The following is a 26,351-nucleotide window of genomic DNA, read 5'->3' as shown; positions in this document are numbered from 1 at the left end:
GGGGCTGGGGTGGGGGGGGGGTGCGCCCGTTGGCGGCCACCCCCGCCCCCCCCCCCCCCCCCCGCCCCCCCCCCCCCCACCCCCCCCCACCTCACCATCCTCAGGAAGCCCGCTGTTGCTTTTGCTCCGGCTGTTGCTGTGGCCGTTGGCCCAGTCGAGCAAGCTCGACTCTACGGGGTGCGCCGGGCGCCGCCCGGCCAAAGCCCTCCCCCGGGTTCCGGTACAATGTCGGGCCCGTTTCCCAACTACGGTTCCCCGGACATGATGGTCCTCGAGGGCGCGCCCGCCCTGTCGCTGTTCCGCCGCGAACGCCTTGAATCCCGCCTGCAGTCCATCGCTCCCTCCCTGCGCATCAGCGGTGCCTGGCACGTCTACTTCGTCCAGCCCGAAGGCACGGCCGCCCCCGACGTGGCCACCCTGTGCCGCATCCTGGAAGCCCAGCCGCAGGCCGAGGCCATCGCCGACGGCGCCGTCAGCCGCATCGTCGTGCCCCGCCTGGGCACCCTGTCGCCCTGGTCCAGCAAGGCCACCGAACTGGTCCGCGGTGCCGGCCAGCCGGTCAGCCGGGTCGAGCGCGGCCTGCGCATCGACGTGCAGGGCTGGCCGACCGAGGCCGCCGCCCAGCAGGCGCTGGTCAAGGCCCTGCATGACCCGATGACGCAGTCGGTGCTGGACACCGTCGACCAGGGCGAGGCCCTGTTCACCACCCCGGCGCGGGGTGAACTGGAACGCGTGCCGGTGGACCAGCTGGAGGCCGCCAACCAGCGCCTCGGCCTGGCCATGGCCCAGGACGAGATCGACTACCTGCGCGAACGCTTCACCGCGCTGGGCCGTTCGCCGTCCGACGTCGAACTGATGATGTTCGCGCAGGCCAACTCCGAGCACTGCCGCCACAAGATCTTCAACGCCAGCTGGACCATCGACGGCCAGGAACAGGACCGTTCGCTGTTCCGGATGATCAAGAACACCCACCAGCAGACCCCGCAGCACACGCTCAGCGCGTACAGCGACAATGCCGCAGTGATCGAAGGCCACCCGGCCTCGCGCTACCGCCCCGATCCGGCCAGCGGCGAGTACCGCCGCGAACCGCAGGTGCCCAGCGCCTTCCAGATCAAGGTGGAAACGCACAACCACCCGACCGCGATCGCGCCGTTCCCGGGCGCCTCGACCGGCAACGGGGGCGAGATCCGCGACGAAGGCGCGACCGGCCGCGGTGGCAAGCCGAAAGCCGGCCTGTCCGGTTTCTCGGTCTCGCACCTGCGCATTCCCGAACTGCCGCAGCCGTGGGAAGCGCCGCGCGCGCTGAACCCGCGCATGGCACCGGCGCTGGAAATCATGACCGACGGTCCGCTCGGCGGCGCCGCGTTCAACAACGAGTTCGGCCGCCCGAACCTGCTCGGCTACTTCCGCAGCTTCGAGCTGCCTGAAGGCGCCGATCTGGTGCGCGCCTACGACAAGCCGATCATGCTGGCCGGTGGCCTCGGCGCGATCGATCGCATCCAGGTCGACAAGATCCCGCTGCAGGCCGGTGATGCGGTCATCGTGCTGGGTGGCCCGGCGATGCTGATCGGCCTGGGCGGTGGCGCCGCCAGTTCGGTGGCCTCCGGCGAAAGCGCCGAGGACCTCGACTTCGCCAGCGTGCAGCGCGACAACCCGGAAATGGAACGCCGCTGCCAGGAGGTCATCGACCGCTGCGTGGCGATGGGCACCAACAACCCGATCAAGTTCTTCCACGACGTCGGTGCCGGTGGCCTGTCCAATGCCATCCCCGAACTGCTGCACGACTCCAATGTCGGCGGCGTCATCGACCTGGGCAAGGTGCCCACCGATGACCCCTCGCTGTCGCCGATGCAGCTGTGGTGCAACGAGTCGCAGGAACGTTACGTGCTGGGCGTGGCCCAGGAGCGCCTGGCCGAGTTCGCCGCGCTGTGCGCCCGCGAGCGCTGCCCGTTCGCCGCCGTCGGCGTGGCTACCGCCGAGGAACACCTGGTAGTGGCCTACGGCGCCGTGCCCGGCCACACCCCGGCCGATGCACCGATCGACCTGCCGATGGACGTGCTGTTCGGCAAGCCGCCGAAGATGCACCGCGACACCGTGCACCCGCCGGCACCGCGCTGGCCGGCGCTGAAGACCGGTGGCCTGGACCTGCAGGAAGCCGGCCTGCGCGTGCTCGCGCACCCGACCGTGGCCTCGAAGAACTTCCTGGTCACCATCGGCGACCGCAGCGTGGGCGGCCTGACCGCACGCGAACAGATGGTCGGCCCGTGGCAGCTGCCGGTGGCCGACGTGGCCATCACCCTGGCCGACTTCGACGGCGTGGCGGGCGAAGCCATGTCGCTGGGCGAGCGCACCCCGCTGGCCCTGCTCGACGCCGCTGCCTCGGCACGCATGGCGGTCGGCGAAGCGCTGACCAACCTGTGCGCGGCGCCGGTCGACGCACTGGATGAAATCAAGCTGTCGGCGAACTGGATGGCCGCTGCCGGCCACCCGGGCGAAGATGCGCTGCTGTACGACGCGGTGAAGGCCGTGGGCATGGAACTGTGCCCGCAGCTGGACATCAGCATCCCGGTGGGCAAGGACTCGCTGTCGATGCAGGCGCAGTGGCACGACCAGGGCGAAGCGCACAAGAGCGTGTCGCCGGTGTCGCTGGTCATCTCGGCGTTCGCGCCGGTAGCCGACGTGCGCCAGCAGCTGACCCCGCTGCTCGACCGCGACGTGGACAGCGAGCTGTGGCTGATCGGCCTCGGTGCCGGCAAGCAGCGCCTGGGCGGTTCGATCCTGGCCCAGGTGCACGCCGACCACGGCGACCTGCCGGCCTTCGCCGGTGCCGCCCCGGACCTGGATGACCCGCAGCGCCTGCGGGGCTTCTTCGAACTGATCCGCGATGCGCGCCATGCCGGCCTGCTGCTGGCCTACCACGACCGCAGCGACGGTGGTGCCTTCGCCGCACTGTGCGAAATGGCCTTCACCTCGCGCCTCGGCCTGGACATCACCCTCGATGCCTGGGGCGATGATCCGTTCCGCAGCCTGTTCAACGAGGAACTGGGTGCGGTGGTGCAGATCGCCCGCGAAGACCGTGCGGCCTTTGCTGACCTGATCGAGCGCCATGCACTGATCGAGTGCGCGCAGCGCATCGCCAGGCCGACCACCGCACCGGTGGTGCGCGTGTCGCTGGGCGGCGAGAACCTGGCCGAATGGCGCTGGGAAGCACTGTTCGACGCTTGGTGGTCGGTCACCCACGCGATGCAGAAGCGCCGCGACAATCCGGCCAACGCCGATGCCGAGCGCGAGGTGGCGCGTGCGTTCAACGCAGCGGGCCTGAAGCCGAAGCTGAGCTTCGACCTCAACGAAGACGTGGCTGCGCCGTTCATCAGCACCGGTGCGCGTCCGCGCGTGGCCGTGCTGCGCGAACAGGGCGTCAACGGCCAGATCGAAATGGCCAACGCCTTCGAACGTGCCGGCTTCCGCGCCTACGACGTGCACATGAGCGACCTCATCGAAGGCCGCGTGGCCCTGCAGGACTTCACCGGTCTGGTGGCCTGTGGCGGCTTCAGCTACGGCGATGTGCTCGGTGCCGGTCGTGGCTGGGCGACGTCGATCCTCGAGCGCAGCGCACTGCGTGATGCCTTCGCCGCGTTCTTCGCCCGCGAAGACAGCTTTGCCCTGGGCGTGTGCAACGGCTGCCAGATGATGAGCCAGCTGAAGGACATCATCCCCGGTGCCGAGCACTGGCCGCAGTTCCGCCGCAACGCCAGCGAGCAGTTTGAAGCCCGCACCGCGCTGCTGGAAGTGGTGGAGTCGCCGTCGATCCTGCTGCGTGGCATGGCCGGTTCGCGCCTGCAGGTGGCGGTGGCACATGGCGAAGGCCAGGCCGTGTTCGACAACGCCGTGGACCAGGCCACCGCGCGCGTGGCGCTGCGCTACGTCGACGGCAACGGCAACGTCGCCAGCCAGTACCCGCTGAACCCGAACGGTTCGCCGGACGGCATCACCGGCCTGACCAGCACCGACGGTCGCGTCACCATCATGATGCCGCACCCGGAACGCACGCCGCGTGCGCTCAACCTGAGCTGGGCCCCGGCCGAGTGGCAGGGTGATTCGCCGTGGATGCGCATGTTCCGCAATGCCCGGGTGTGGTGCGGCTGACGGCGCATCCGCCGCGCAGGCTGCAATGCGATGAAGTACGGAAAACCCGGCAGGCGACTGTCGGGTTTTTCTTTGCACGGGCAGAAACTCCTGCCGCAGCGGTGAGTTACATGCATTTACAGGGCGTCGATATCTCGTCACAAGCAAATAACAAAATCGCAGAATAAATAGGCAAAAACGTGCGCTGGTTCACGGCAACGGGTTTTCCTGCGTCAAAGTCTTGACGATTCGGAAAGTTCCCGTTAACACTTGGGCCCTGTTTCAAATCTGTTCATATCGCAGTAACCGCACGTCGCTCTGCGCCCGGTTTTCTGTCGCTGCGCGGCGTCCGGCAATACCCGCAGTAAATCACGCGAATAACGCCCCCAGGGGGGACGTTGGACCAGAAGGTCCGGCGATGGCGTTGCTTTGCCCAAAACCAGCCCAGAAATCAGGAGCCGTATCGATGAATCGGATTTATCGCAAGGTCTGGAACAAAGCACGGGGTCAGTTGGTGGTGGCCTCGGAAATGGCCTCTTCCGACACCCGCGGTGGGGTCGTCGACCAGCGCCGCGATGCCGACCACGTCAGGCCGGTGACTCTGGCCGCAGCCCTTGCCCTGGCCATGGGACTGGGAGGCTCCGGCCTCGTTGCCGCACAGTCGGTGGAAGTGGGCGGCAACGCCAACTGCGTGACCCTCAGCAGCAGCCTGATCGACCAGTGCGTGGTCGACGGCAGCGCGAACGCCAGCGGCCGCAACGCGGTGGCCGTGGGCACCGGCAGCACCGCCAGCGCCGCCAACAGCGTCGCGCTGGGCGCCGGCTCCACTGCCAACCGCGCCAACACCGTGTCGGTGGGCGCAACCGGCAGCGAACGACAGATCACCAACGTGGCCGCAGGTACGGCAGCCACCGATGCGGTCAACCGTGCGCAGCTCGATGCGCAGGCGCAGGCCACCCAGGCCGCACTGGCCACTGCCGCCGCGCAGGGTCGCCGCTACTTCAAGGCCGATGGTGCGGGCGATGACAGCGACGCCGCGCAGATCGATGGCGAAGGCGCACTGGCCGCCGGCGCATCGGCCACCGCCGATGGCGACGACACCACGGCGCTGGGCCACAACGCACTGGCGACCGCTGACAGCGCCACCGCCGTCGGCGCGCAGGCGCAGGCCTTGGGCAACGGCAGCACCAGCGTCGGCGCAGGCAGCATCGCCAGCGGCACCGCGTCGGCCAGCTTCGGCGTCGGTGCCGAAGCCAGCGGCGGTTACAGCACCGCACTGGGCGGCCTGTCCAGCGCCTCGGCCTTCAACGCAACCGCGGTTGGCAACGCCTCCAATGCCAGCGGCTCCAACAGCGTGGCCGTTGGTGGCGATGCCGAAGCCAGCGGTGCCTACAGCACCGCCACCGGCCAGGGCAGTCTTGCCACCGGCACCAACTCGGTCGCCGTGGGTGGCGCGCTGTTCGGCCTGCTGCCGACCGAAGCGTCGGGCGACTATTCCACTGCGGTGGGTGGTGGCGCGTGGGCACCGGGCACCAATGCGACGGCGCTGGGCAACGCTGCCGAAGCACAGGGCGCCAACAGCGTCGCGCTGGGTGCCGATTCGATTGCCGAGCGTGACAACACCGTCTCCGTCGGTGGCGCCGGCAACACGCGCCAGATCACCAACGTCGCTGCTGGTACCGAAGGCACCGATGCGGTGAACAAGGACCAGCTGGACGAGGTTGCTGCGACCGCAGAAAACACCCGCAGATACTTCCAGGCCAGCGGCAGCGAGGACAGCGATGCCGGTGCCCTGGCCGAAGGCGACAGCGCGCTGGCGGCCGGTGAAGCGGCCAATGCCATCGGCGATGGCGCCACCGCGCTCGGAGGCGGCGCGACCGCCATCGCCGCACAGGCAACCGCACTCGGCTACAACAGCCTGGCCACCGGCGAGAATGCCTCGGCCGTCGGCACCAACGCGCAGGCCAGCGGCAGCGACAGCGCCGCACTGGGCAGCGGTGCGGTGGCCAGTGAAACCAGCACCACCGCCACCGGCGCCGGCGCACAGGCAACCGCGGTCTACAGCACCGCCAACGGTGCCGAAGCCGTCGCCAGTGGCGCACAGTCGTTGTCCAGCGGCTTCCGCGCATCGGCCTCGGCCGACGGTGCAACCGCCGTCGGCGGTTACAGCGAAGCCAGTGGCCGGCTGGGTTCGGCACTGGGCTACGGCACCGTCGCCAGCGGCGCCAACAGCACTGCCGCCGGCGTGTTCGCCACCGCGACCGGTGCCGGTGCGGTCGCCGTGGGTGAAGCCAGCGAAGCGACCGGCGACGAGAGCGTTGCCATCGGCGGCAGCACCTACTTCGGCCTGATCACCTCGCGCGCCAGCGGCTACGGTGCATCGGCCTATGGTGCCGGCGCATGGGCCACCGAAGACTATGCAACGGCCATCGGCTGGAACGCCTGGGCCGATGGCGCGCAGTCCACCGCGCTCGGCGCCAGCGCCACCGCCAATGGCAGCAACAGCGTCGCCCTCGGTGCGGCCTCGCAGGCCGACCGTGACAACACCGTGGCCGTCGGCAGCGACGGCAACGAACGCCAGGTGACCCATGTCGCCGCAGGTAGCGAAGACACCGACGCGGTGAATGTCGGCCAGCTGAAGGACGTGGCTGCGGTGGCCGACACCACCGCCAAGCGCTTCCAGGCCACCGGCAGCAGCAACAGCGATGCCGGTGCACTGGCCGACGGCGATGACGCACTGGCCGCCGGTGAGGCCGCCAACGCCATCGGCAACGGCACCACCGCTGTCGGTGCCGGCGCGACCGCCGTCGCCCAGAACGCCACCGCGGTGGGCAACAACGCGCTGGCCAGCGGGCAGAACAGCGCCGCCTTCGGCAACAACGCACAGGCCGCCGGCCCGGGCAGCGTGGCCGTGGGTGGTGCCGCCGTCGATGAAGCGGGCAACCCGCTGATCACCAGCGGTGGCGTGCCGGTGGAAACCGGCGCCACCAGTGCCGGCGTCGGCGGTACCGCCGTCGGTGCCAGCGCCGAAGCCAGCGGCTTTGCCGCTTCGTCCTACGGTGTCGGCGCCTATGCCGCCGGCGCGCAGTCCTCGGCCTTCGGTGCCGTGGCAAACGCAGTGGGTGACTATTCCACCGCGCTGGGCACGCAGAGCAACGCGACCGGCACCAGCAGCGTGGCCATCGGTGGCCCGGCCGATCTGATCCCGGGCCTGGGCTTCTTCGTGCAGACCCAGGCCAGTGGCGAGGCGGCCACGGCCGTCGGTGCCGGTGCCATCGCCAGCGGCGATCATGCCGTGGCCAACGGCAGCCTGACCGAAGCCTCCGGCGCCGAATCGACGGCGGTGGGCTACTTCGCTTATGCGCCGGGCGAGAACGCCAGCGCGCTGGGTGCGCAGACCTGGGCCAGTGGCGCGCAGAGCACCGCCGTGGGCTACTACGCCACCGCGCGTGGCGCCAACAGCGTCGCCCTCGGTGCCAACTCCGAAGCGGTGCGCGACAACAGCGTGGCCGTCGGCAGCACGGGCAACGAACGCCAGATCACCAATGTTGCCGCCGGTACCGAAGACACCGATGCGGTGAACAAGGCCCAGCTCGATGCGGTGGCCAGCACTGCCGACACCACCGCGCGCTTCTTCCAGGCGCAGGGCGAGGAGGGCAGCGATGCCGGCGCCTACGCCGAAGGCGAAGGTGCGGTGGCTGCGGGTTCGGCCAGCAACGCGCTCGGCGCAGGCGCGCTTGCGCAGGGCGCAGGTGCAGGAGCCATCGGCGCCGACACCGTGGCCCTCGGCCGCAACACCTTCGCCGACGGCGACGGTGCGGTCGCCATCGGTGGCCTCGGCCAGGCTTACGACGAGTACAACCAGCCGCTGCTGGACGACGAAGGCAATCCGGTCCAGATCGGCACCACCGCCTCGGCCGGTTCCACTGCGGTGGGCAACGCCACGCAGGCCACCGGCGCCAGCAGCAGCGCCTTCGGCAATGCCGCGCAGGCGACCGGTGACAACAGCTTCGCCGCGGGCGGCAAGTCGCGCGCCAACGGCAGCTATGCCGTCGCCATCGGCGACAGTGCCTTTGCCAAGGCCGATGACAGCACCGCTGTCGGCGGTTACAGCACCGCCAGCGAGGAAGGCGCGACCGCCTTCGGTGCAGGTGCGTGGGCGACCGGTACCAACGCCTCGGCCTTCGGCCCGGCGGCCTGGGCCAGTGCCAACGGCGCGACCTCCATCGGCTACAACAGCTGGGCCAACGGCGTCAGCTCGACCGCCGTTGGCCGCGGTGCCTTCAGCTACGGCGATTACAGCCTGGCGCTGGGCTTCCAGGCACTCGGCAACAGCGTCAACAGCATTGCGGTGGGCACCAACACCGTGGCCGGTGGCGAAAGCGCCATCGCCCTCGGTGCCGGCAGCACCGCCAGCGGCAACAACGCCGTGGCTCTGGGCGCGGGCTCGGTGGCTGACCGCGACCGCAGCGTGTCGGTCGGCAGCGCCGGCAGCGAACGCCAGGTCACCAACGTCGCCGCCGGCACCCAGGCCACCGATGCAGTGAACAAGGCCCAGCTGGATGCCGTGGCCGCCAGCGCAGGCACCGGCAACAAGTTCTTCCAGGCCAGCGGCAGCGACGACAGCGATGCCGGCGCCTACGTGGAAGGTGACAACGCCCTGGCCGCCGGCGAAGCCGCCAATGCCATCGGTGACGGTGCCATCGCACTGGGCAGCGGTGCCAATGCCATCGGCAGCAACGCGCAGGCGATCGGCTTCAATGCCCTGGCCACGGCAGACAATGCCAGCGCCATCGGCGCCAACGCGCAGGCCACCGGCGAGTACGCCACCGCGCAGGGTGCGGAAAGCGAAGCCAGCGGCGAGCAGAGTGCGGCCTTCGGTGCCGCTGCCGTGTCCAGTGGCGCCGGCAGCACCGCCACCGGCGTACTGTCCGAAGCCAGCGGCGAGGAAGCCGTGGCAGTGGGCTATTTCAGCAGCGCCAGCGGCGAAGCCGCCACCGCGGTCGGCAGCGAAAGCGTCGCCAGCGGTACCGCGTCGGCGGCGTTCGGCATCGGTGCCGAAGCCACCGGCGGCTACAGCACCGCCATCGGCGGCTATGCCAACGCGTCGGCCTTCAACGCCACCGCCTTCGGCAACTTCGCCAATGCCTCCGGTTCCAACAGCGTGGCCCTCGGTGGCGATTCGGAAGCCTCCGGTGCCTATGCCACGGCCACCGGCCAGGGCAGCCTGGCCACCGGCGTCAACAGCGTGGCCATCGGTGGTTCGCTGTTCGGCCTGCTCGCCACCGAAGCGTCGGGTGATTACTCCACCGCGGTCGGTGGTGGTGCCTGGGCACCGGGCACCAACGCTACGGCGCTGGGCAACGCCGCCGAAGCTCAGGGCGCCAACAGCGTGGCCCTGGGCGCCGACTCTATTGCAGACCGCGACAACACGGTCTCCATCGGCGGCGCTGGCAATACGCGCCAGATCACCAACGTCGCGGCCGGCACCGAGGGCACCGATGCGGTGAACAAGGACCAGCTGGATGCCGTCGCCGCCACTGCGGAGAACACCAGCAAGTACTTCCAGGCCAGCGGCAGCGACGACAGCGATGCCGGCGCCTATGTGGAAGGCGACAACGCACTGGCCGCCGGTGAGGCAGCCAATGCCATCGGCGATGGTGCCACCGCGCTCGGCAGTGGTGCCACCGCAGTAGCGGCCAACGCCACCGCCGTCGGCTTCAACAGCCTGGCCACCGGCGGCAACGCCGCAGCGATCGGCAACAACGCCCAAGCCACCGGCGAAGACAGCGCTGCCCTCGGCAGCGGTGCGGTCGCCAGCGAAACCAGCAGCACCGCCACCGGTGCCGGCGCGCAGGCCACTGCCGCGTACAGCACCGCCAACGGTGCCGAAGCCATCGCCAGCGGCGCGCAGTCGCTGGCCAGCGGTTTCCGTGCCTCGGCCTCGGCCGATGGCACCACCGCCGTCGGCGGCTACAGCGAAGCCAGCGGTCGCCTCGGCTCCGCGCTGGGTTACGGTACCCTGGCCAGCGGTGCCAACAGCACCGCGGCCGGCGTGTTCGCCACCGCCAGCGGTGCCAGCTCCGTGGCCATGGGTGATTCCAGCGAAGCCACGGGCGATGAAAGCGTGGCCATCGGCGGCAGCACCTTCTTCGGCCTGATCCCTGCACGTGCCAGCGGCTACGGCGCGGCGGCCTTCGGTGCCGGTGCCTGGGCGACCGACGACTACGCCACCGCCATCGGCTGGAACTCCTGGGCCGGCGCAGTGCAGTCCACCGCGCTGGGTGCCGGGGCCACCGCCAACGGCATCAACAGCGTCGCCCTCGGTGCCGGTTCCCAGGCAGACCGCGACAACACGGTGGCCGTCGGCAGCGATGGCGGCGAACGCCAGCTCACCCATGTGGCAGCGGGTACCGAAGGCACCGATGCGGTGAACAAGAACCAGCTGGATGCCGTGGCTGCTACTGCTGAACAGACCAGCAAGTACGTTCAGGCCAGCGGCAGCGCCGACAGCGATGCCGGTGCCTATGTGGAAGGTTACAACGCACTGGCTGCGGGTGAAGCCTCCAACGCCATCGGCAACGGCGCCTCCGCGCTGGGCAGCGGCGCTACCGCCCTGGCTGAAAATGCCACGGCGGTCGGCTTCAACAGCCTGGCCACCGGCGTCAATGCCGCGGCCGTCGGCAACGAGGCGCAGGCCACCGGCGAGAACAGCGCGGCCTACGGCAGCGGCGCTGTGGCCAGCGAGATCAGCAGCACCGCCACCGGCAACGCGGCGCAGGCCACGGGTGTCTACAGCACGGCCAACGGTGCCGAAGCCATCGCCAGCGGCGCGCAGTCGCTGGCCAGCGGCTTCCGCGCCTCGGCCACCGCCGATGGCACCACCGCCGTCGGTGGTTACAGCGAAGCCAGCGGCCGCCTCGGCACCGCACTGGGCTACGGCTCGGCGGCCACCGGTGCCAACACCACCGCGGTCGGCTTCGGTGCCGCTGCGGCCGGTGCCAACGCGGTGGCGATGGGCCAGTCCAGCGAAGCCACGGGTGATGAAAGCGTGGCCATCGGTGGGAGCACTTACTTCGGCCTGATCCCGGCGCGTGCCAGCGGTACCGGCGCGGCGGCCTTCGGTGCCGGTGCCTGGGCGACCAGCGACTACGCCAGCGCCATCGGCTGGAACGCCTGGGCCAGCGCCGAGGATGCGACTGCGCTGGGTGCCAACAGCACCGCCAGTGCGGCCAACAGCGTCGCGCTCGGCAACGGCTCGCAGGCCGACCGCGCCAATACGGTGTCGGTGGGCAACACGGCAGCGCAGCGGCAGATCACCAACGTGGCCGCCGGTACCGAAACCACTGATGCGGTGAACAAGGGCCAACTTGACGCCGTGGCTGCCACCGCCGATGCGGTCGGCCAGCGCTTCAAGGCCAATGGCAGCAGCGTGGCTACCGCCAGCGGCACTGATGCCGTCGCCATGGGTTCGGGCGCGACTGCCAGCGGCAACCGCAGCATTGCCGTCGGCAGCAGCGCCAACGCCATCGGCAATGCATCGCTGGCGCTGGGTGCCAACAGTGCGGTCAGCGGCAACAACTCGGTAGCGCTGGGTGCCGGCGCGCGTGCGGTGGAAGCCAACGTGGTCTCGGTCGGTGGCGGCAACGGCACCGATGGTCCGGCGACCCGCCGCATCGTCAACGTGGCCGACGGCCGCATTGCCGCCGGCAGCAGCGATGCCGTCACCGGTTCGCAGCTCAGCGTCACCAACCAGCGCGTGGGTGCGGTCGAGACCCGCGTGGGTGATTTCGATTCGCGCATCTCCACGGTGGAATCCACCTCGGCCAACGCGGTGGCCTACGACGATGCCACCCGCGACCAGCTGACACTGTCCGGCATCGAAGGCACCGTCATCAACAACGTCGGCGCCGGCAGCATCGCGTCCGGCAGCCGCCAGGCGATCAACGGCGGCCAGCTGTTCCAATCGCTCAGCGATGCCGCCAGCATCCTCGGCGGCGGTGCCAGCGTCGGCATGCAGGGGGTGTTCGTTGCGCCGAACTACGCTATCCAGGGCTCGACCTACAGCAATGTCGGCGACGCACTGGGCGCACTGGACAGGAAGGTGACCGAGCTTGACCAGCGCACAGCCGGCGGCACCAGCCGCACGGCAACGGCCAGCCTGCGCAGCGCCAGCGTGCAGGCGAGTACCGCCCAGGTGGCCACCGTGGCCGAGTCCGATGCAGTGGCCTCGCGGTCGAACGCGGTGGCCAAGCCCAGCGTCGAAGGCGCCACGGCGGCGCAGCCGGCCGTCGGTGCCAACGCAGTCGCCACGGGCGACGGCGCCGTCGCCAGCGGGGCGTCGTCCACGGCCATCGGCCAGGGCGCGTCGGCCACCGCCGCCAACGCGGTCGCACTGGGCCAGGGCTCGGTCGCCGACCGCGCCAACACGGTGTCGGTGGGCAGCGAAGGCAACGAACGCCAGGTCACCAACGTGGCGGCAGGTACAGCGGCCACCGATGCGGTGAACAAGGGCCAGCTGGACCGCGGCATCACCACCGCCAACAGCTACACCGACAGCCGCGTGCAGGCCGTCGCCGACAGCTTCGATGTGTTCAAGGGCGAAGTGGATGGCCGCCTGCGCCACATGGATCGCCGCATCGACCGCCAGGGCGCGATGAGCGCGGCCATGCTCAACATGGCCACCAGTGCCGCCGGCATCCGCACCCAGAACCGGGTCGGCGTCGGCATCGGTTTCCAGGGCGGTGAATCGGCGATGTCGCTGGGTTACCAGCGTGCGATCAGCGATCGCGCCACGGTCACCCTCGGCGGTGCGTTCAGCAGTGATGACGCCTCGGTGGGCGTCGGTGCCGGCTTCGGTTGGTAAGGCAACAACGCGCCGGCGGCCCTGCTGCCGGCGCTGCTTCTGCTACAGGGCCTGAGGGGAGGTCTCGGCAACCCCGGCTCGGCCAGCCGGGATCCGTCAAGGATTGATGGCCGCAGTGTTGGATCCAACCATGACCCAGAAGAGGAATGTGACGTGATCAATAAGCAGAACCTTCGCATCAACGTGCTTGCCGCCGCCCTGCTGTCGGTGACCGCCGCAGGCGCGGTCCACGCTGCCGGCCTGCCGACCCGCGAGCCGGTGCGCCAGGCCAGCACCGCCGACGCGGGCACCGAGCGCATCATCGTGATGTACAAGACCGGTACGTCGGCCGCCAGCGACCGCTCGGCCAAGCTGTCCACCGTGCAGTCCGCACTCACCCGCGCCAGCCTGTCCGGGGGCACCAGCCGCGCCAGCGCGATGGGCCCGCAGGTGGTGCGCAGGCTCGGCATCGGCGCCGATGTGATCCGCCTGAAGGGCCGCCTGGCCCCGGCGGAACTGCAGCGCGTGCTGAAGGAGCTCAAGGCCGATCCGTCGGTCAAGTACGCCGAAGCCGACGTCAAGCTGCGCCGCACCGAGCTGCGCGCGGGCGACGTGAAGCCGGCCCTGGTGCCGAACGATCCCTACTACGCGCAGTACCAGTGGCACCTGAGCAACCCGACCGGTGGCATCAACGCGCCGTCGGCCTGGGACGTCTCGCAGGGCGAGGGCGTGGTCGTTGCCGTGCTCGATACCGGCATCCTGCCGCAGCACCCGGACCTGGTCGGCAACCTGCTGCCGGGCTACGACTTCATCAGCGACGCCGAGACCTCCCGCCGTGCCACCGATGACCGCGTGCCGGGCGCACAGGACTACGGTGACTGGGTCGAGAACGCCAACGAGTGCTACAGCGGCTCGCAGCCGGAAGACAGCTCCTGGCACGGTACCCACGTGGCCGGCACCGTCGCCGAGCAGACCAACAACGGCGTCGGCATGGCCGGTGTCGCACACAAGGCCAAGGTCCTGCCGGTGCGCGTGCTCGGCAAGTGCGGCGGCTATCTCTCCGACATCACCGATGCGATCACCTGGGCGTCCGGTGGCACCGTCGCCGGCATTCCCGCCAACACCAACCCGGCTGAAATCATCAACATGAGCCTGGGTGGCAGTGGTGCCTGCGCAGGCGCCTACCAGGATGCGATCAGCGGCGCGATCTCGCGCGGTACCACTGTGGTGGTGGCCGCCGGCAACGAGACCGACAACGCCGCCAACTACCGTCCGGCCAGCTGCGAGGGCGTGGTGACCGTGGGTGCGACGCGCATCACCGGTGGCATCACCTACTACTCCAACTACGGCGCGCGCGTGGACCTGTCCGGTCCGGGCGGCGGCGGCAGCGTCGATGGCAACCCGGGCGGCTATATCTGGCAGGCCGGTTCGGATGCGGCAACCACCCCGGATTCGGGCGCCTACAGCTACATGGGCCTGGGCGGTACCTCGATGGCCTCGCCGCACGTGGCCGGCGTTGCCGCACTGGTGCAGAGCGCGCTCATCGCCAACGGCAAGGATCCGCTGACCCCGGCGGCGATGCGCACGCTGCTGAAGGAAACCGCGCGTCCGTTCCCGGTCACCATTCCGGCCTCGACCCCGATCGGTACCGGCATCGTCGACGCCAAGGCCGCGCTGGCCAAGGCACTGGCCGAACCGTGCACCGAGAACTGCGAACCGGAAGGCATCCCGCTGACCAACAAGGTGGCGCTCGCCGGTGTTGCCGGCGCGACCGGCAGCGAGACCGTGTACACCTTCGAAGCCGTCGCCGGCAAGCAGCTGAGCGTGCTGACCTACGGTGGCACCGGTAACGTCTCGGTGTATGTGGCGCAGGGCCGCGTGCCGACCGCCACCGACAACGACGCCAGGTCGAGCCGCCCGGGCAACACCGAAACCGTGCGCGTGGCCAAGCCGGTGGCCGGCACCTACTACGTGAAGGTGGTAGGCGAAGCGGCCTTCAACGGCGTGACCATCCTGGCCACCCAGTAAGGGTCAGGGTTGCACCTGATGTCGTAAGTGAATTGGCGACGCCCGTTACCGGAAGGTGACGGGCGTCGCCTTTCGTGGTCCTGCGCGCACAAGGCAGCGGAAGTCCAGGCTGAACTGCTAAAGTCGGGAGGATCGACAGGAGAGTCATGTGAACGCGCTTGCTGCCACTGCCACCGCCATCGACGACGCCGAAGGCCGCATCCTCGATGCGCTGCTGGCGCGCGGGCGCCTCAAGGAAGGGGACCTGGCGCGTGCACGCCCGCTGCATGCCGAAGCCGGCGGCAGCCTGCTGGGCCTGCTGGTGCGGCTGGGGCTGGTGTCCGAACGTGACCAGGCGCAGACCAGCGCCGATGTGCTGGGCCTGCCGCTGCTGGAAGCGAAACAGCTGCCCGAGGCACCGCCGCAGTCGCTGGCCGAAGGCCTGCCGCTGTCGCTGCGCTTCCTCAAGCAGTTCCATGTCTGCCCGCTGGCGCTGGATGAACACGGCGTGCGCCTGTGGCTGGCCGATGCCCATGACGCCTACCCGCAGCAGGCCGTGCAGCTGGCGCTGGGCGTGCCGGTCAGCCCGGTGCTGGGCATGCGCGCGGAGATCGACGACCTGGTCGAGCGCTGGTTCGGCCAGGGCCGCAGCGCGATGGGCGCGATCGTGGAGACCGCCGACGGCGAAGGCGGCGCGGTCGATGACATCGAACACCTGCGCGACCTCGCTTCCGAAGCCCCGGTCATCCGCCTGGTCAACCTGGTCATCCAGCGTGCGGTGGAACTGCGCGCCTCGGACATCCACGTCGAACCCTTCGAAAACCGCCTGAAGGTGCGTTACCGCGTCGATGGCGTGCTGGTGGAAGGCGAAAGCCCGCCGGCGAACCTCACTGCCGCGGTCATCAGCCGCATCAAGATCATGGCCCGGCTCAACATCGCCGAGCGCCGCCTGCCGCAGGACGGCCGCATCATGCTGCGCGTGCAGGGCAAGGAGCTGGACCTGCGCGTGAGCACCGTGCCGACCGCGCATGGCGAAAGCGTGGTGATGCGACTGCTGGACCGCGAAACCGTGGTGTTCGATTTCCACCGCCTCGGTTTCACCGATGCGTTCCTGCCGCAGTTCCGCAAGGTGCTGGAACAGCCGCACGGCATCCTGCTGGTCACCGGCCCGACCGGTTCGGGCAAGACCACCACGCTGTACACCGCGCTGAGCCAGCTCAACACCGCCGACGTCAAGATCATCACGGTCGAGGACCCGGTCGAATACCAGATCGAAGGCATCAACCAGATCCAGGCCAAGCCGCAGATCGGCCTGGATTTCGCCAACGCGCTGCGCAGCATCGTGCGCCAGGATCCGGACATCATCATGATCGGCGAAATGCGCGACCTGGAAACGGCGCGCATCGCCATCCAGTCGGCGCTGACCGGCCACCTGGTGCTGTCCACGCTGCACACCAACAACGCAGCCGGCGGCATCACCCGCCTGCTCGACATGGGCGTGGAGGATTACCTGCTCACGTCCACCATCAACGGCATCCTCGCCCAGCGCCTGGTGCGCCGCCTGGAGCCCACCCGCGCCGAGCGCTACGAAGCCTCGCCGGAGGAGATCGAACGTTTCGAACTGCGCCGCCTGCAGCCGCAGGGGCCGATCCACCTGTTCCGTCCTAAGCCCTCGGCACTGGCACCGACCGGTTACCTGGGCCGCACCACCATCATGGAATTCCTGGTGATGAACGACGCGCTGCGGCGCGCGGTGATGCGTCGCGACGGCATGGGCGAGATCGAACGCATCGCCCGCGAAGCCGGCATGCGCACCATGTACGAAGACGGCCTGTCCAAGGCCCTGAGCGGGCAGACGACCATCGAGGAAGTCCTGCGCGTGACCGAGGAGGGTTGATGCGCGCGGGAGATCGACGCTGACATGCCCACCTATCGTTACAAGGCACTGAACCCGCACGGCGAAGTCTTCGACGGGCAGATGGAAGCGGCCAGCGAGGCCGAGCTGATCGCCCGCCTGCAGGACCAGGGCCATCTGCCGATGGAAACGCGCCTGGCCGCCGAGGGTGGCGGGGTAGGGGGCAGCAGCCTGGGCAACCTGTTCCGCCCGCGTCCGCTGCAGGGCGCGGCGCTGCTGCAGTTCACCCAGCAGCTCTCGACCCTGCTTGGCGCCGGCCAGCCGCTGGACCGCGCGCTGTCGATCCTGCTCGGCCTGCCCGAGGACGAACGTTCGCGGCGCGCGATCACCGACATCCGCGATGTGGTGCGCGGCGGTGCACCGCTGTCGACCGCGCTGGAACGCCAGCACGGCCTGTTCTCGCGCCTGTACGTGAACATGGTGCGTGCTGGTGAAGCCGGTGGCAGCCTGCACGAGACCCTGCAGCGCCTGGCCGATTACCTCGAACGCAGCCGCGCGCTGCAGGGCAAGGTGGTCAACGCGCTGGTCTACCCGGCCATCCTGCTGGTGGTGGTCGGTGGCGCGCTGCTGTTCCTGCTTGGCTACGTGGTGCCGCAGTTTGCGCAGATGTATGAAAGCCTGGACGTGGCGCTGCCGTGGTTCACCAACGCGGTGCTGCAGCTGGGCCTGTTCGTGCGTGACTGGTGGATCCTGCTGCTGGTGGTGCCGGCGGTGCTGGCGCTGCTGCTGGAACGCCAGTTCCGACAGCCCGCTGCGCGCCTGGCGCTGGATGGCTGGCTGCTGCAGCGGCGCGGCATCGGCCGCCTGCTCGGCGAGCTGGAAACCGCACGCCTGGCCCGCACCCTTGGCACGCTGCTGCGCAACGGCGTACCGCTGCTGGGCGCGCTGGGCATCGCCCGCAACGTACTGGGAAACCGCGCGCTGGCCGCCGATCTGGACACCGCCGCCGACCAAGTGAAGAACGGTGCCGGCCTGTCGCTGGCGCTGTCGCGCGGCAAGCGCTTCCCGCGCCTGGCCCTGCAGATGATCCAGGTCGGCGAGGAATCCGGCGCGCTCGACACCATGCTGCTGAAGGCCGCCGATACCTTCGAACAGGACAGCGCCCGCCGCATCGACCGTCTGCTGGCGGCGATGGTGCCGGCCATCACCCTGGTGCTGGCCTCGGTGGTCGGCGCGGTCATCGTGGCCGTGCTGGTACCGCTGTACGACCTCACCAACGCCATCGGTTGATGATGGCTTTCCCTGCAACCCCGACTCACCGCAACTGAAAGGACCGACCATGCTTGCTTCCCGTCGCCCGATCCGCCTGTCCTTCGCCAGCGCACGCCACCAGACCGGCATGAGCCTGCTGGAAATCATCATCGTCATCGTGCTGATCGGCGCGGTGCTGACCCTGGTCGCCAGCCGCGTGCTCGGCGGCGCCGACCGCGGCAAGGCGAACATCGCCAAGGCGCAGGTGCAGACCGTCGCCTCGAAGATCGACAACTACCAGATCGACACCGGCAAGCTGCCGGGTTCGCTCAATGACCTGGTGACCTCGCCGGCCGGTGTCGGTGGCTGGCTGGGTCCGTATGCCAAGCCTGCCGATCTGAACGACCCGTGGGGACACGCGCTCGAATACCGCGCACCGGGCGAAGGCCAGGCCTACGAGCTGATCAGCCTGGGCAAGGACGGCAAGGCCGGCGGCAGCAGCGTCGACGCCGATATCCGCTACGAGCCGTAATCCCGCATGACGCCGTACCTGCCGCGCCGGCTGCCCAGCCCGCGCCTGCACGGCAGGCGCGCGACCGGCCTGTCGCTGCTGGAGATGCTGCTGGTGATCGCGTTGATCGCGGCCATCGGCCTGATCACGGCCGCCGGCCTGTCGCGTGGCTTTGCCGGCATGCAGCTGCGCAGCGCGGGCAAGGACATCGCCAGCCAGCTGCGCATGGTGCGCGCGCAGGCGATTGCCCGCGGCGAACCGCAGCGCTTCGTCATCGAGCCGGCCGAGCACCGCTGGCAGGGCGCCAACGAGCACCGTGGCAGCGTGCCCGAACCGGTGCAGGTGGTGTTTGAAGGCGCCGCGCAGCTCAGCGATGCGCCGGGGCAGGGCGTGATCGAGTTCCACCCCGATGGCGGCTCCAGTGGCGGCCGCATCCGCCTGCAGCGCGACGCCGCTGAATGGCGCATCGATGTCGGCTGGCTGACCGGCGAAGTCCGTTCCGGTCCATGGCGGTCGCAATGAAACAGTCGGCGCGTGGTTTCACCCTGCTCGAAGTGATCGTGGCCTTCGCCCTGCTGGGCCTGGCCCTGACTCTGCTGCTGGGCAGCCTGTCCGGCGGCGCGCGGCAGGTCCGCGATGGCGAGCTGCGCACCCGCGCGGTACTGCATGCGCAGTCGCTGCTGGCCAGCGCCGGCGTTGACGCGCCGCTGCAGGTCGGTAGCCAGAGTGGCGAATGGGAGCAGGGCCGCTACCACTGGCAGCTGCAGGTGCAGCCATGGAGCGAGCCGCGTGCCGGCGATGTCGCGCCGACGCAGTCACCGGGTGCGCCGTGGCTGGCCGAACTGCAGCTGCAGGTGCGCTGGGGCGACGGCGAACGCGAGAAACTGCAGTGGCGCAGCCTGCGCCTGTTGCCGCCGGACCTGGAGGGCGCACGATGAAGCGTCGCGCTGCCGGCTTCACCCTGGTCGAAGTGATGCTGGCCACCGTGCTGCTGGCCGGTGGCCTGGCCCTGGCATTCGCCAGCGTGCGTGCGGCGATGGCGGTCAGCCAGCGCGGCGAACAGATCGCGGCCGACAGCGAACGCATGCGCGCGGTGCAGGCGCTGCTGCGGCGCCAGCTGGGCGGTGCGCTGCGCAGCCCGATCGAGGTGCCCGATCCCACCCGCGAGCCGGTGTTCTTCCAGGGCGATGACGAAGGCATGCAGTTCGTCGCCGATCTGCCCGGCTATCTCGGTCGTGGCGGGCCCTACCTGCACACCCTGCAGGTCGATGGCGCGCCCGGCCAGCGCCGCCTGCTGCTGGACCTGGTGCTGCTGCAGGAAGGCGAGCGCCTGCCGGAAACGCCGCCGCGCCCACCCGAAGTGCTGGCCGACGCACTGAAAGAGGTGACGCTGCGCTACCGCGGCATCGACCCGGCCAATGGACAGATGAGCGACTGGCTGCCGCGCTGGGACGACACCCGGCGCCTGCCATTGCTGGTGGAAGTGCAGATCGTGCCGCAGCGTGGCGCGCCGTGGCCGCCGCTGGTGGTCGCACCGCGCAGCGGCGGCATGGGCGGTGCACGATGAAGGCACAGCGCGGGGCCGCCCTGGTGCTGGTGTTGTGGCTGATCGCGCTGATGACCGCGCTGGTCGGTGCCTTCGCGCTGACCGCACGCGTCGAACACCTGCAGCAGCGCGTGCTCGACGATGATGCGCGGGGCCAGGAGCGTGCCCGTGCCGGGCTGGAATATGCACTGCTGCGCCTGCGCCCGGACCCGCAGCGGCCGGCCTGGCAGGCCGATGGACGCACCTACCGCTGGCGGTACGACGATGTCCCCGTCGAGATCCGGGTGCTGGACGAGAACGGCAAGATCAACCTGAACCTGGCCGACGCGACGCTGCTGACTGCGTTCCTGCAGGCGCTGGGCGAACCTGCCGAGCAGGCGCGGCAGCTGGCCGGTGCCATCATCGACTGGCGCGATGAAGACAGCCTGCTGCAGCCCGGTGGTGGCGCCGAGGCGCCGGACTATGCAGCGGCGGGCCTGCCGTATGGCCCACGCAACAAGCGCTTCGAAACCCTGGGCGAAGTGCAGCGCGTGCTTGGCATGCGTGCCTCGCTGTACACGGCGATGCTGCCATATCTGACGCTGTACAGCCGCCAGGCGCGGCCGGATCCGCGCGTGGCGGGAGCGCCGGTGCTGACCGCATTGGGCTTGGACGCCGAGCAGGTGCTGGCGCAGCGCGCCCAGCTGGAGCGTGACGAAGGTTCCGGTGCGGCGCCGTCAATGCTTGCCAGCGGCAGCGGCACCTATAGTATCGAGACCCGTGCCATCGACGGCAGCGGTCGCTTGTCGGTCCTGCAGGCGGTGGTACGCAATGGATCGGGCGGTGTGCCCGGACGAACCTACACGGTGCTTCGCTGGGAGCAGGGAATGGCAGCAAGATGACGGCATGGCAGGACAGCCTGCGGCAGGTGCAGGGGCGGATCGGCCCAAGTGCGGGCCGTTTCCTGCGCTGGTGGCGGCAGTCCCTGCTGGCCTGGGTACCGGCGCGTTGGCAGTGGGCGCTGGGCTGGTCGCAGACCCGCCTGCTGCTGCAGCGGCAGGGTGACCTGCTGCAGGTCTGGCGCGAAGCCGGGCAGGGCCTGGAACCCGTGGCCAGCCTGCCATGGCCGACCCAGCCGGCTGAACTGGACCGCGTCCTCGACGCGCGCCTGCGCAGCCTGCCGCGGGTCTGGCTGCTGGCCGAACCGCAGGTCCTGCGCCGCAACCTGCGCCTGCCGATGGCCGCCGGCGACCGCCTGCGTGCGGTGGTCGGCTACGAGATCGATCGGCAGACGCCGTTTGAGTCCAGCCAGGTCAGCTATGACGTGCGCGAACGCGGGAGTGCTGGCGAAGGCCTGTTGCAGGTTGAACTGGTGGCGTGGCCGCTGCGCCAGCTCGATGCCTGGCGCGGCCAGGCCGGCGCCTGGGCCGATGCGCTGTCCGGTGTCGATGCCCTCGACGCGCAGGGCCAGCCGCTGCAGGTGAACCTGCTGCCGCCGGCCCAGCGCCAGCCGCGGCATGACCCGATGCGGCGCTGGAACCTGCTGCTCGGCCTGGCTGCACTGGTGATGCTGGTGCTGGCTGCCGCACAGCTGCTGGACAACCGTCGCGAGGCGGCCGACGCCCTGCGCGACGAGGTCGAGCGCAGCGCCCGCAGTGCGCGTGGCGTGGCCAGCGAGCGCAGCGAACTGCAGACGCTGCTGGACGGTGCCGCGTTCCTGGAAAAGCAGCGCGCCCAGCGCGCCAGCACGGTGGAGCTGTGGAACGAACTGACCCAGCGCCTGCCCAATGGCACCTACCTGGAAAAACTGGCCATCGAGAACAACAACCTGCAGCTGATCGGCCTCAGCAGCGAAGCCTCGCAGCTGGTCCAGCTGCTGCAGGACGCACCGCAGTGGCGCAAGGTCAATCTGACCGGCGTGCTGCAGGCCGACGGCGCCGGCAGCGGCCGTGACCGCTTCACCCTGACTGCCGAGCTGCAGCCGGTGCCGGTGGCCCCGGCCGCCGCCCCTGCCGCCCCAGCCAAGGAGGCGGCCGATGCCGATGCCAAGCGCACGCCGTGACCGCTGGCTGGCGCTGGCACTGCTGGTGGCAGTGCTGGGCCTGGCCTACCTGCTGCTGGTGCACCCGTGGTTCACCCAGCCGCTGCTGGCCATCAACGACGACGTAGCCGCGCTGCGCGAGCGCCAGCAGCGCGTGCAGGCACAGCTGCAGCAGCAGCCGCAGATCGAACAGCGCCTGCAGCAGACCCGCGAGGCCCTGCAGCAGCGCCCCGGCTTCCTGCGCGAAGCCACCGCCGAAGCCGCCGCCGCGGCCCTCGGCGCGCGCGTGCAGGACGCGGTGGCCACGGCCAGCCCGGGCAATCGCAGCTGCACCATCAGCAACCGCACGCCGCTCACCGACAACCGCCGCGATGCCGAATTCGTGCGCGTGGCCATGCAGGTGCGCCTGCGCTGTGGCGTGGCCGAACTGGCCACCGTGCTGCACAGCCTGGAAACCGGCAGCCCGCGCCTGTTCGTCGACAACCTCAACCTGATCGCGCAGCGCTTCCAGCAATCCGCGAACGAATCGGGCCTCGGCCTGGACGTGTCGTTCGAACTGGCCGGCTACCTGCTGCCCGGAGCCGGTGGCGATGCCGCTGCGCCTGCGACGGATGCTGCTGCAGCGGCGCCTGCCGCCGATGCCAGCCCTGCACCGGCCGAGCCGCCGGTGGAAGCGGAGGGCACCGATGAAACGTGACCCGATCACCCTGCGTACCGGCTTCCTGCTGGCCCTGGCCGGCTGGGCGGGCGCCACCTGGCTGGCCACCGGCTTCGGCCTGGGCGGCCGACTGCCGGCCGCCGACAGCGATGCCGCCGCGTTGGCCACGCTGCCGGCCCTGCCGCCGATGGCCGCCGAGCGCATGGCCGCGGCCGACAGCTTCAGCGCCATCGGCGAACGCCCGCTGTTCGCCGAAGACCGGCGGCCGCGCCCGTACCTGCTGGGCGGCAGCGAACCGGCCGCGAGTGCCGCGCTGCGCCTGACCGGCGTGCTGCTCACCGACAGTTTCAGCATGGCCACCTTCACCACCGAACAGAACCGCTCGGTGCGCCTGCGCCTGAATGGTGAGGCGGTCGATGGCTGGCAGCTGGTCGCGCTGGAGCCTCGCCAGGCCACGGTGATCGGCCCCAGCGGCAGCCAGGTGCTGGAACTGGCCACCTTCAACGGGCAGGGCGGTGAACCGCCGACCGTGCTGCGCGGTGCTAACGGCACGGTGCCGCCCGCCGGTGCCGTGCCGCCGCCTCCACCGCCACCACCATCCGTACAGCTGGTGGCCAATCCGCGCGCCGCCGACGGCAACGTGGCGCAGCCGGCAGGCGCTGCTGCCGTGCCAGCCGCCGCAGCTCCCCCCGCCAACAACAACGGCCCCAGCGAAGCGCAGATGCAGGCCATCCGCGAACGCATCCAGGCCCGCCGCCGTCAGCTGCAGCAACAGCAGCAACAACCGTCGCCGCCCCCGGGCGATGGCTCCAACCGATAGAGTGAATGCATGAACCTGCGTTTTCTGCCCTGGTCCCTTGCCCTGACGCTGCTGGTCGGCTGCGCCACCGTGTCCGGCCCGCATGTCCATCGCAGTGCCACCAGACCGCCACCGCAGGCCGGTGCCGCCGCCGCTGATCCGCAGGTGGTCGAAGGTGATGCCGCCGCCGGCACGCCGCAGGCGGTGATCCGCCGTGGCAGCGGCACCATGATCAACCGCGAGGCCGCGCGCGCGCCGTCACCGGCCCTGCATTCGGCCAGCGGCGGCAGCGCCACCTTCAACTTCGAAGGTGAGTCGGTGCACGCGGTGGTCAAGGCCATCCTCGGCGACATGCTGGGGCAGAACTACGTCATCGCGCCGGGCGTGCAGGGCACGGTCACCCTGGCCACGCCCAAGCCGGTGTCGCCGGCGCAGGCGCTGAACCTGCTGGAGATGGTGCTGGGCTGGAACAACGCCCGCATGGTCTACAGCGGTGGCCGCTACAACATCGTCGCCGCCGACCAGGCGCTGGCCGGCACCGTCGCACCCAGCACCGCACCGGCCTCCAGTGCCCGCGGCTTCGAAGTGCGGGTGGTGCCGCTGCAGTTCATTTCCGCCAGCGAGATGAAGAAGGTGCTGGAGCCTTATGCGCGACCGAACGCCATTGTCAACGTCGATACCGGCCGCAACGTGATCACCCTCGGCGGCACCCGCGCCGAGCTGGAAAACTACCTGCACACCGTCGAGATCTTCGACGTCGACTGGCTGTCGGGCATGTCGGTGGGCGTGTTCCCGATCCAGTCGGGCAAGGCCGAGCAGGTCGCCAGCGACCTGGAGAAAGTCTTCGGCGAAGACAGCAAGACGCCCAGCGCCGGCATGTTCCGCTTCCTGCCGCTGGAAAACGCCAATGCCGTGCTGGTGATCACCCCGCAGGTGCGCTACCTGGACCAGATCCAGCAGTGGCTGGACCGCATCGACACCGCCGGTGGCAGTGCGCGCCTGTTCTCCTACGAGCTGCGTTACATCAAGGCACGCGACCTGGCCCAGCGCCTGTCCGAAGCCTTCGCCAGCAGCAACAGCCGCAACAACCGGGGCTCCAGCGCCGGGCTGGCACCGGGTGCGACGCCGATGCAGCTGGACAGCCGGGGTGGCGACACCTTCAGCAACAGCAGCGATGGCAGCAACAACACCAACGGTACCGGCACCTCGTCCAGTGCCAACGGCGGCATGGCCAGCACGATGAACCTGCCGCAGCGGCAGGAAGGCAACATCAGCGTCAGCCTTGATGTGGAAGGTGACACCGTCGGCGTCTCGGCGGTGGAAGAAACCAATGCACTGCTGGTGCGCGCCACCCCGCAGGCCTGGCGCTCGATCCGCGAGGTGATCGAGAAGCTGGACGTGATGCCGCTGCAGGTGCATATCGAAGCGCAGGTGGCCGAAGTCGATCTGAACGGCGACCTGAAGTACGGCGTCAACTGGTTCTTCGAAAATGCCGTGCAGGGCCAGGACTTCACCGGCTCCACTGGAGGCGCCACCCTGCCCAGCGCGCTGGGTCGCAACATCTGGGGCAGCTTCGCCGGCGCCATCACCGGCAGCGAGACCGGCTGGACCTTCCTCGGCAAGAATGCTGCCGCGGTGGTCAGCGCGCTGGACCAGGTGACCAACCTGCGCCTCCTGCAGACCCCCTCCATCTTCGTGCGCAACAACGCCGAGGCCCAGCTCAACGTCGGCACCAAGATTCCGATCAACTCGGTGTCGGTCAACACCGGCGTCAGCGACAGCACCTATAGCACCGTGCAGTATCTGGACACGGGCGTGATCCTCAAGGTGCGCCCTCGCATCACCCGTGATGGCGTGGTGTTCCTGGACATCGTGCAGGAAGTCAGCTCGGCCGGCGCCGTGCCGACCGGCTGCGACCCGACCAAGACCACCTGCAACCCGCCGATCAACACCCGCAAGATTTCCACCGAGGCGGCCCTGCAGAGCGGCGACACAATCATGCTGGCGGGCCTGATCACCAATTCCGATGAAGACAGCTCCAAGGGGGTGCCGGGGCTGAGCCGTCTGCCGATCGTGGGTGGTCTGTTCGGCAGCAAGGCACGGTTGAACAAGCGTTCGGAAGTGATCGTTCTGCTGACCCCGACGATCGTGCGCAACGGGCAGGAAGCGCGGACGTTGACCGATGAGTACAGCAACCGCTTCCGCGCGATGGAACCGTTCCCCACCCGCGAGCGCAAGAAGTAGGGGTTTTTGCAGCAGGGCTTGCAGCCCTGCACCCGCTGGCAGTGCCGGCCGCTGGCCGGCAACCTCAAGATCATGAGCGGCATTCCGTGCGGTGGCGGGGGGGGGGGGGGGGGGGGCGCGCCCCCCCCCCCCCCCCCCCCCCCCCCCCCCCCGCCCCACCTTCGGCAGGTTCACGGGGCCGTTGGTGGGTGCCGACCGTTGGTCGGCACATCTGTCGGATACCAGATCAATCATCCACGCATGGCGTGGATCTACCGGACGTGCGGCTTTTGGTAGGTGTCGACCTTGGTCGACACGAAGTTTTTTCAGATACCGAGAATGCATCCGTGTCGACCAAGGTCGACACCCACCAGAACAGCGTGCCGTTCCGACAGCTCGCAGGAAACTGTCGAAGGCGGGGTGGGTCCGGTTGAGGGGGCGTGAGCCGCATGGATGCGGCGACCGAGCTTACAGGGACGTACTTGCAGCGTCCCCCTCAACCGGACCCACC

Annotated in this window: 14 protein-coding genes; all 14 read left to right on the top strand. The window is 69.7% G+C overall.

The features are described from left to right. Window positions 1-261: 261 nt before the first annotated feature. The 14 genes from purL to gspD all read left to right on the top strand — a co-directional run bounded on the left by purL (window position 262) and on the right by gspD (window position 25,861). Window positions 262-4,146, top strand: coding sequence for a phosphoribosylformylglycinamidine synthase (gene purL / locus FJU31_RS16745; RefSeq protein ID WP_150455742.1), 3,885 nt, complete (start codon window positions 262-264; stop codon window positions 4,144-4,146). A gap of 445 nt (window positions 4,147-4,591) precedes the next feature. Then, window positions 4,592-12,991: an ESPR-type extended signal peptide-containing protein gene (locus FJU31_RS16740; protein ID WP_150455741.1), complete on the top strand. Its 8,400-nt coding sequence runs from the start codon at window positions 4,592-4,594 to the stop codon at window positions 12,989-12,991. Between the two features lie 153 nt (window positions 12,992-13,144). Continuing rightward, complete coding sequence (locus tag FJU31_RS16735) at window positions 13,145-14,998, top strand: S8 family peptidase (RefSeq protein ID WP_150455740.1); 1,854 nt, start codon at window positions 13,145-13,147, stop codon at window positions 14,996-14,998. Window positions 14,999-15,146: 148 nt separating this feature from the next. Next, window positions 15,147-16,874: a type II secretion system ATPase GspE gene (gspE, locus tag FJU31_RS16730; RefSeq protein ID WP_150455739.1), complete on the top strand. Its 1,728-nt coding sequence runs from the start codon at window positions 15,147-15,149 to the stop codon at window positions 16,872-16,874. A gap of 24 nt (window positions 16,875-16,898) precedes the next feature. Next, window positions 16,899-18,122: a type II secretion system protein XpsF gene (xpsF, locus tag FJU31_RS16725; protein WP_150455738.1), complete on the top strand. Its 1,224-nt coding sequence runs from the start codon at window positions 16,899-16,901 to the stop codon at window positions 18,120-18,122. 49 nt (window positions 18,123-18,171) lie between these two features. Further along, window positions 18,172-18,615 carry a type II secretion system major pseudopilin GspG gene (gene gspG / locus FJU31_RS16720; RefSeq protein WP_116864293.1) on the top strand — a complete coding sequence of 148 codons (444 nt, stop codon included), beginning with the start codon at window positions 18,172-18,174 and terminating at the stop codon, window positions 18,613-18,615. 6 nt (window positions 18,616-18,621) lie between these two features. After that, window positions 18,622-19,116, top strand: coding sequence for a type II secretion system protein XpsH (gene xpsH, locus FJU31_RS16715; RefSeq protein WP_150455737.1), 495 nt, complete (start codon window positions 18,622-18,624; stop codon window positions 19,114-19,116). Beyond that, complete coding sequence (gene xpsI, locus FJU31_RS16710; RefSeq protein WP_116864291.1) at window positions 19,113-19,532, top strand: type II secretion system protein XpsI; 420 nt, start codon at window positions 19,113-19,115, stop codon at window positions 19,530-19,532. The genes xpsH and xpsI overlap by 4 nt, the downstream gene beginning before the upstream one ends. Next, complete coding sequence (locus FJU31_RS16705; protein WP_150455736.1) at window positions 19,529-20,161, top strand: type II secretion system protein J; 633 nt, start codon at window positions 19,529-19,531, stop codon at window positions 20,159-20,161. Before xpsI ends, FJU31_RS16705 begins: the two co-directional genes overlap by 4 nt. Further along, window positions 20,158-21,021 carry a type II secretion system minor pseudopilin gene (locus tag FJU31_RS16700; RefSeq protein ID WP_150455735.1) on the top strand — a complete coding sequence of 288 codons (864 nt, stop codon included), beginning with the start codon at window positions 20,158-20,160 and terminating at the stop codon, window positions 21,019-21,021. The genes FJU31_RS16705 and FJU31_RS16700 overlap by 4 nt, the downstream gene beginning before the upstream one ends. Then, window positions 21,018-22,181, top strand: coding sequence for a PilN domain-containing protein (locus FJU31_RS16695; RefSeq protein WP_150455734.1), 1,164 nt, complete (start codon window positions 21,018-21,020; stop codon window positions 22,179-22,181). Before FJU31_RS16700 ends, FJU31_RS16695 begins: the two co-directional genes overlap by 4 nt. Beyond that, the gene (gene gspM, locus FJU31_RS16690) at window positions 22,156-22,857 is read left to right on the top strand and encodes a type II secretion system protein GspM (RefSeq protein WP_150455733.1); all 702 of its coding nucleotides are present in this window, start codon (window positions 22,156-22,158) and stop codon (window positions 22,855-22,857) included. Before FJU31_RS16695 ends, gspM begins: the two co-directional genes overlap by 26 nt. Further along, on the top strand, window positions 22,847-23,638 hold the full coding sequence (locus FJU31_RS16685; protein WP_150455732.1) for a general secretion pathway protein GspN: 792 nt from the start codon (window positions 22,847-22,849) through the stop codon (window positions 23,636-23,638). Before gspM ends, FJU31_RS16685 begins: the two co-directional genes overlap by 11 nt. 9 nt (window positions 23,639-23,647) lie before the next feature. Next, complete coding sequence (gspD, locus tag FJU31_RS16680; RefSeq protein ID WP_150455731.1) at window positions 23,648-25,861, top strand: type II secretion system secretin GspD; 2,214 nt, start codon at window positions 23,648-23,650, stop codon at window positions 25,859-25,861. Window positions 25,862-26,351 lie beyond the last annotated feature (490 nt).

The sequence above is a fragment of the Stenotrophomonas cyclobalanopsidis genome, from assembly GCF_008710035.1.
In the GTDB taxonomy this organism is placed as follows: domain Bacteria; phylum Pseudomonadota; class Gammaproteobacteria; order Xanthomonadales; family Xanthomonadaceae; genus Stenotrophomonas; species Stenotrophomonas cyclobalanopsidis.
The sequence above is the reverse complement of the archived record's forward strand: the minus strand, read 5'-3'. Positions and strand labels throughout refer to the sequence as shown.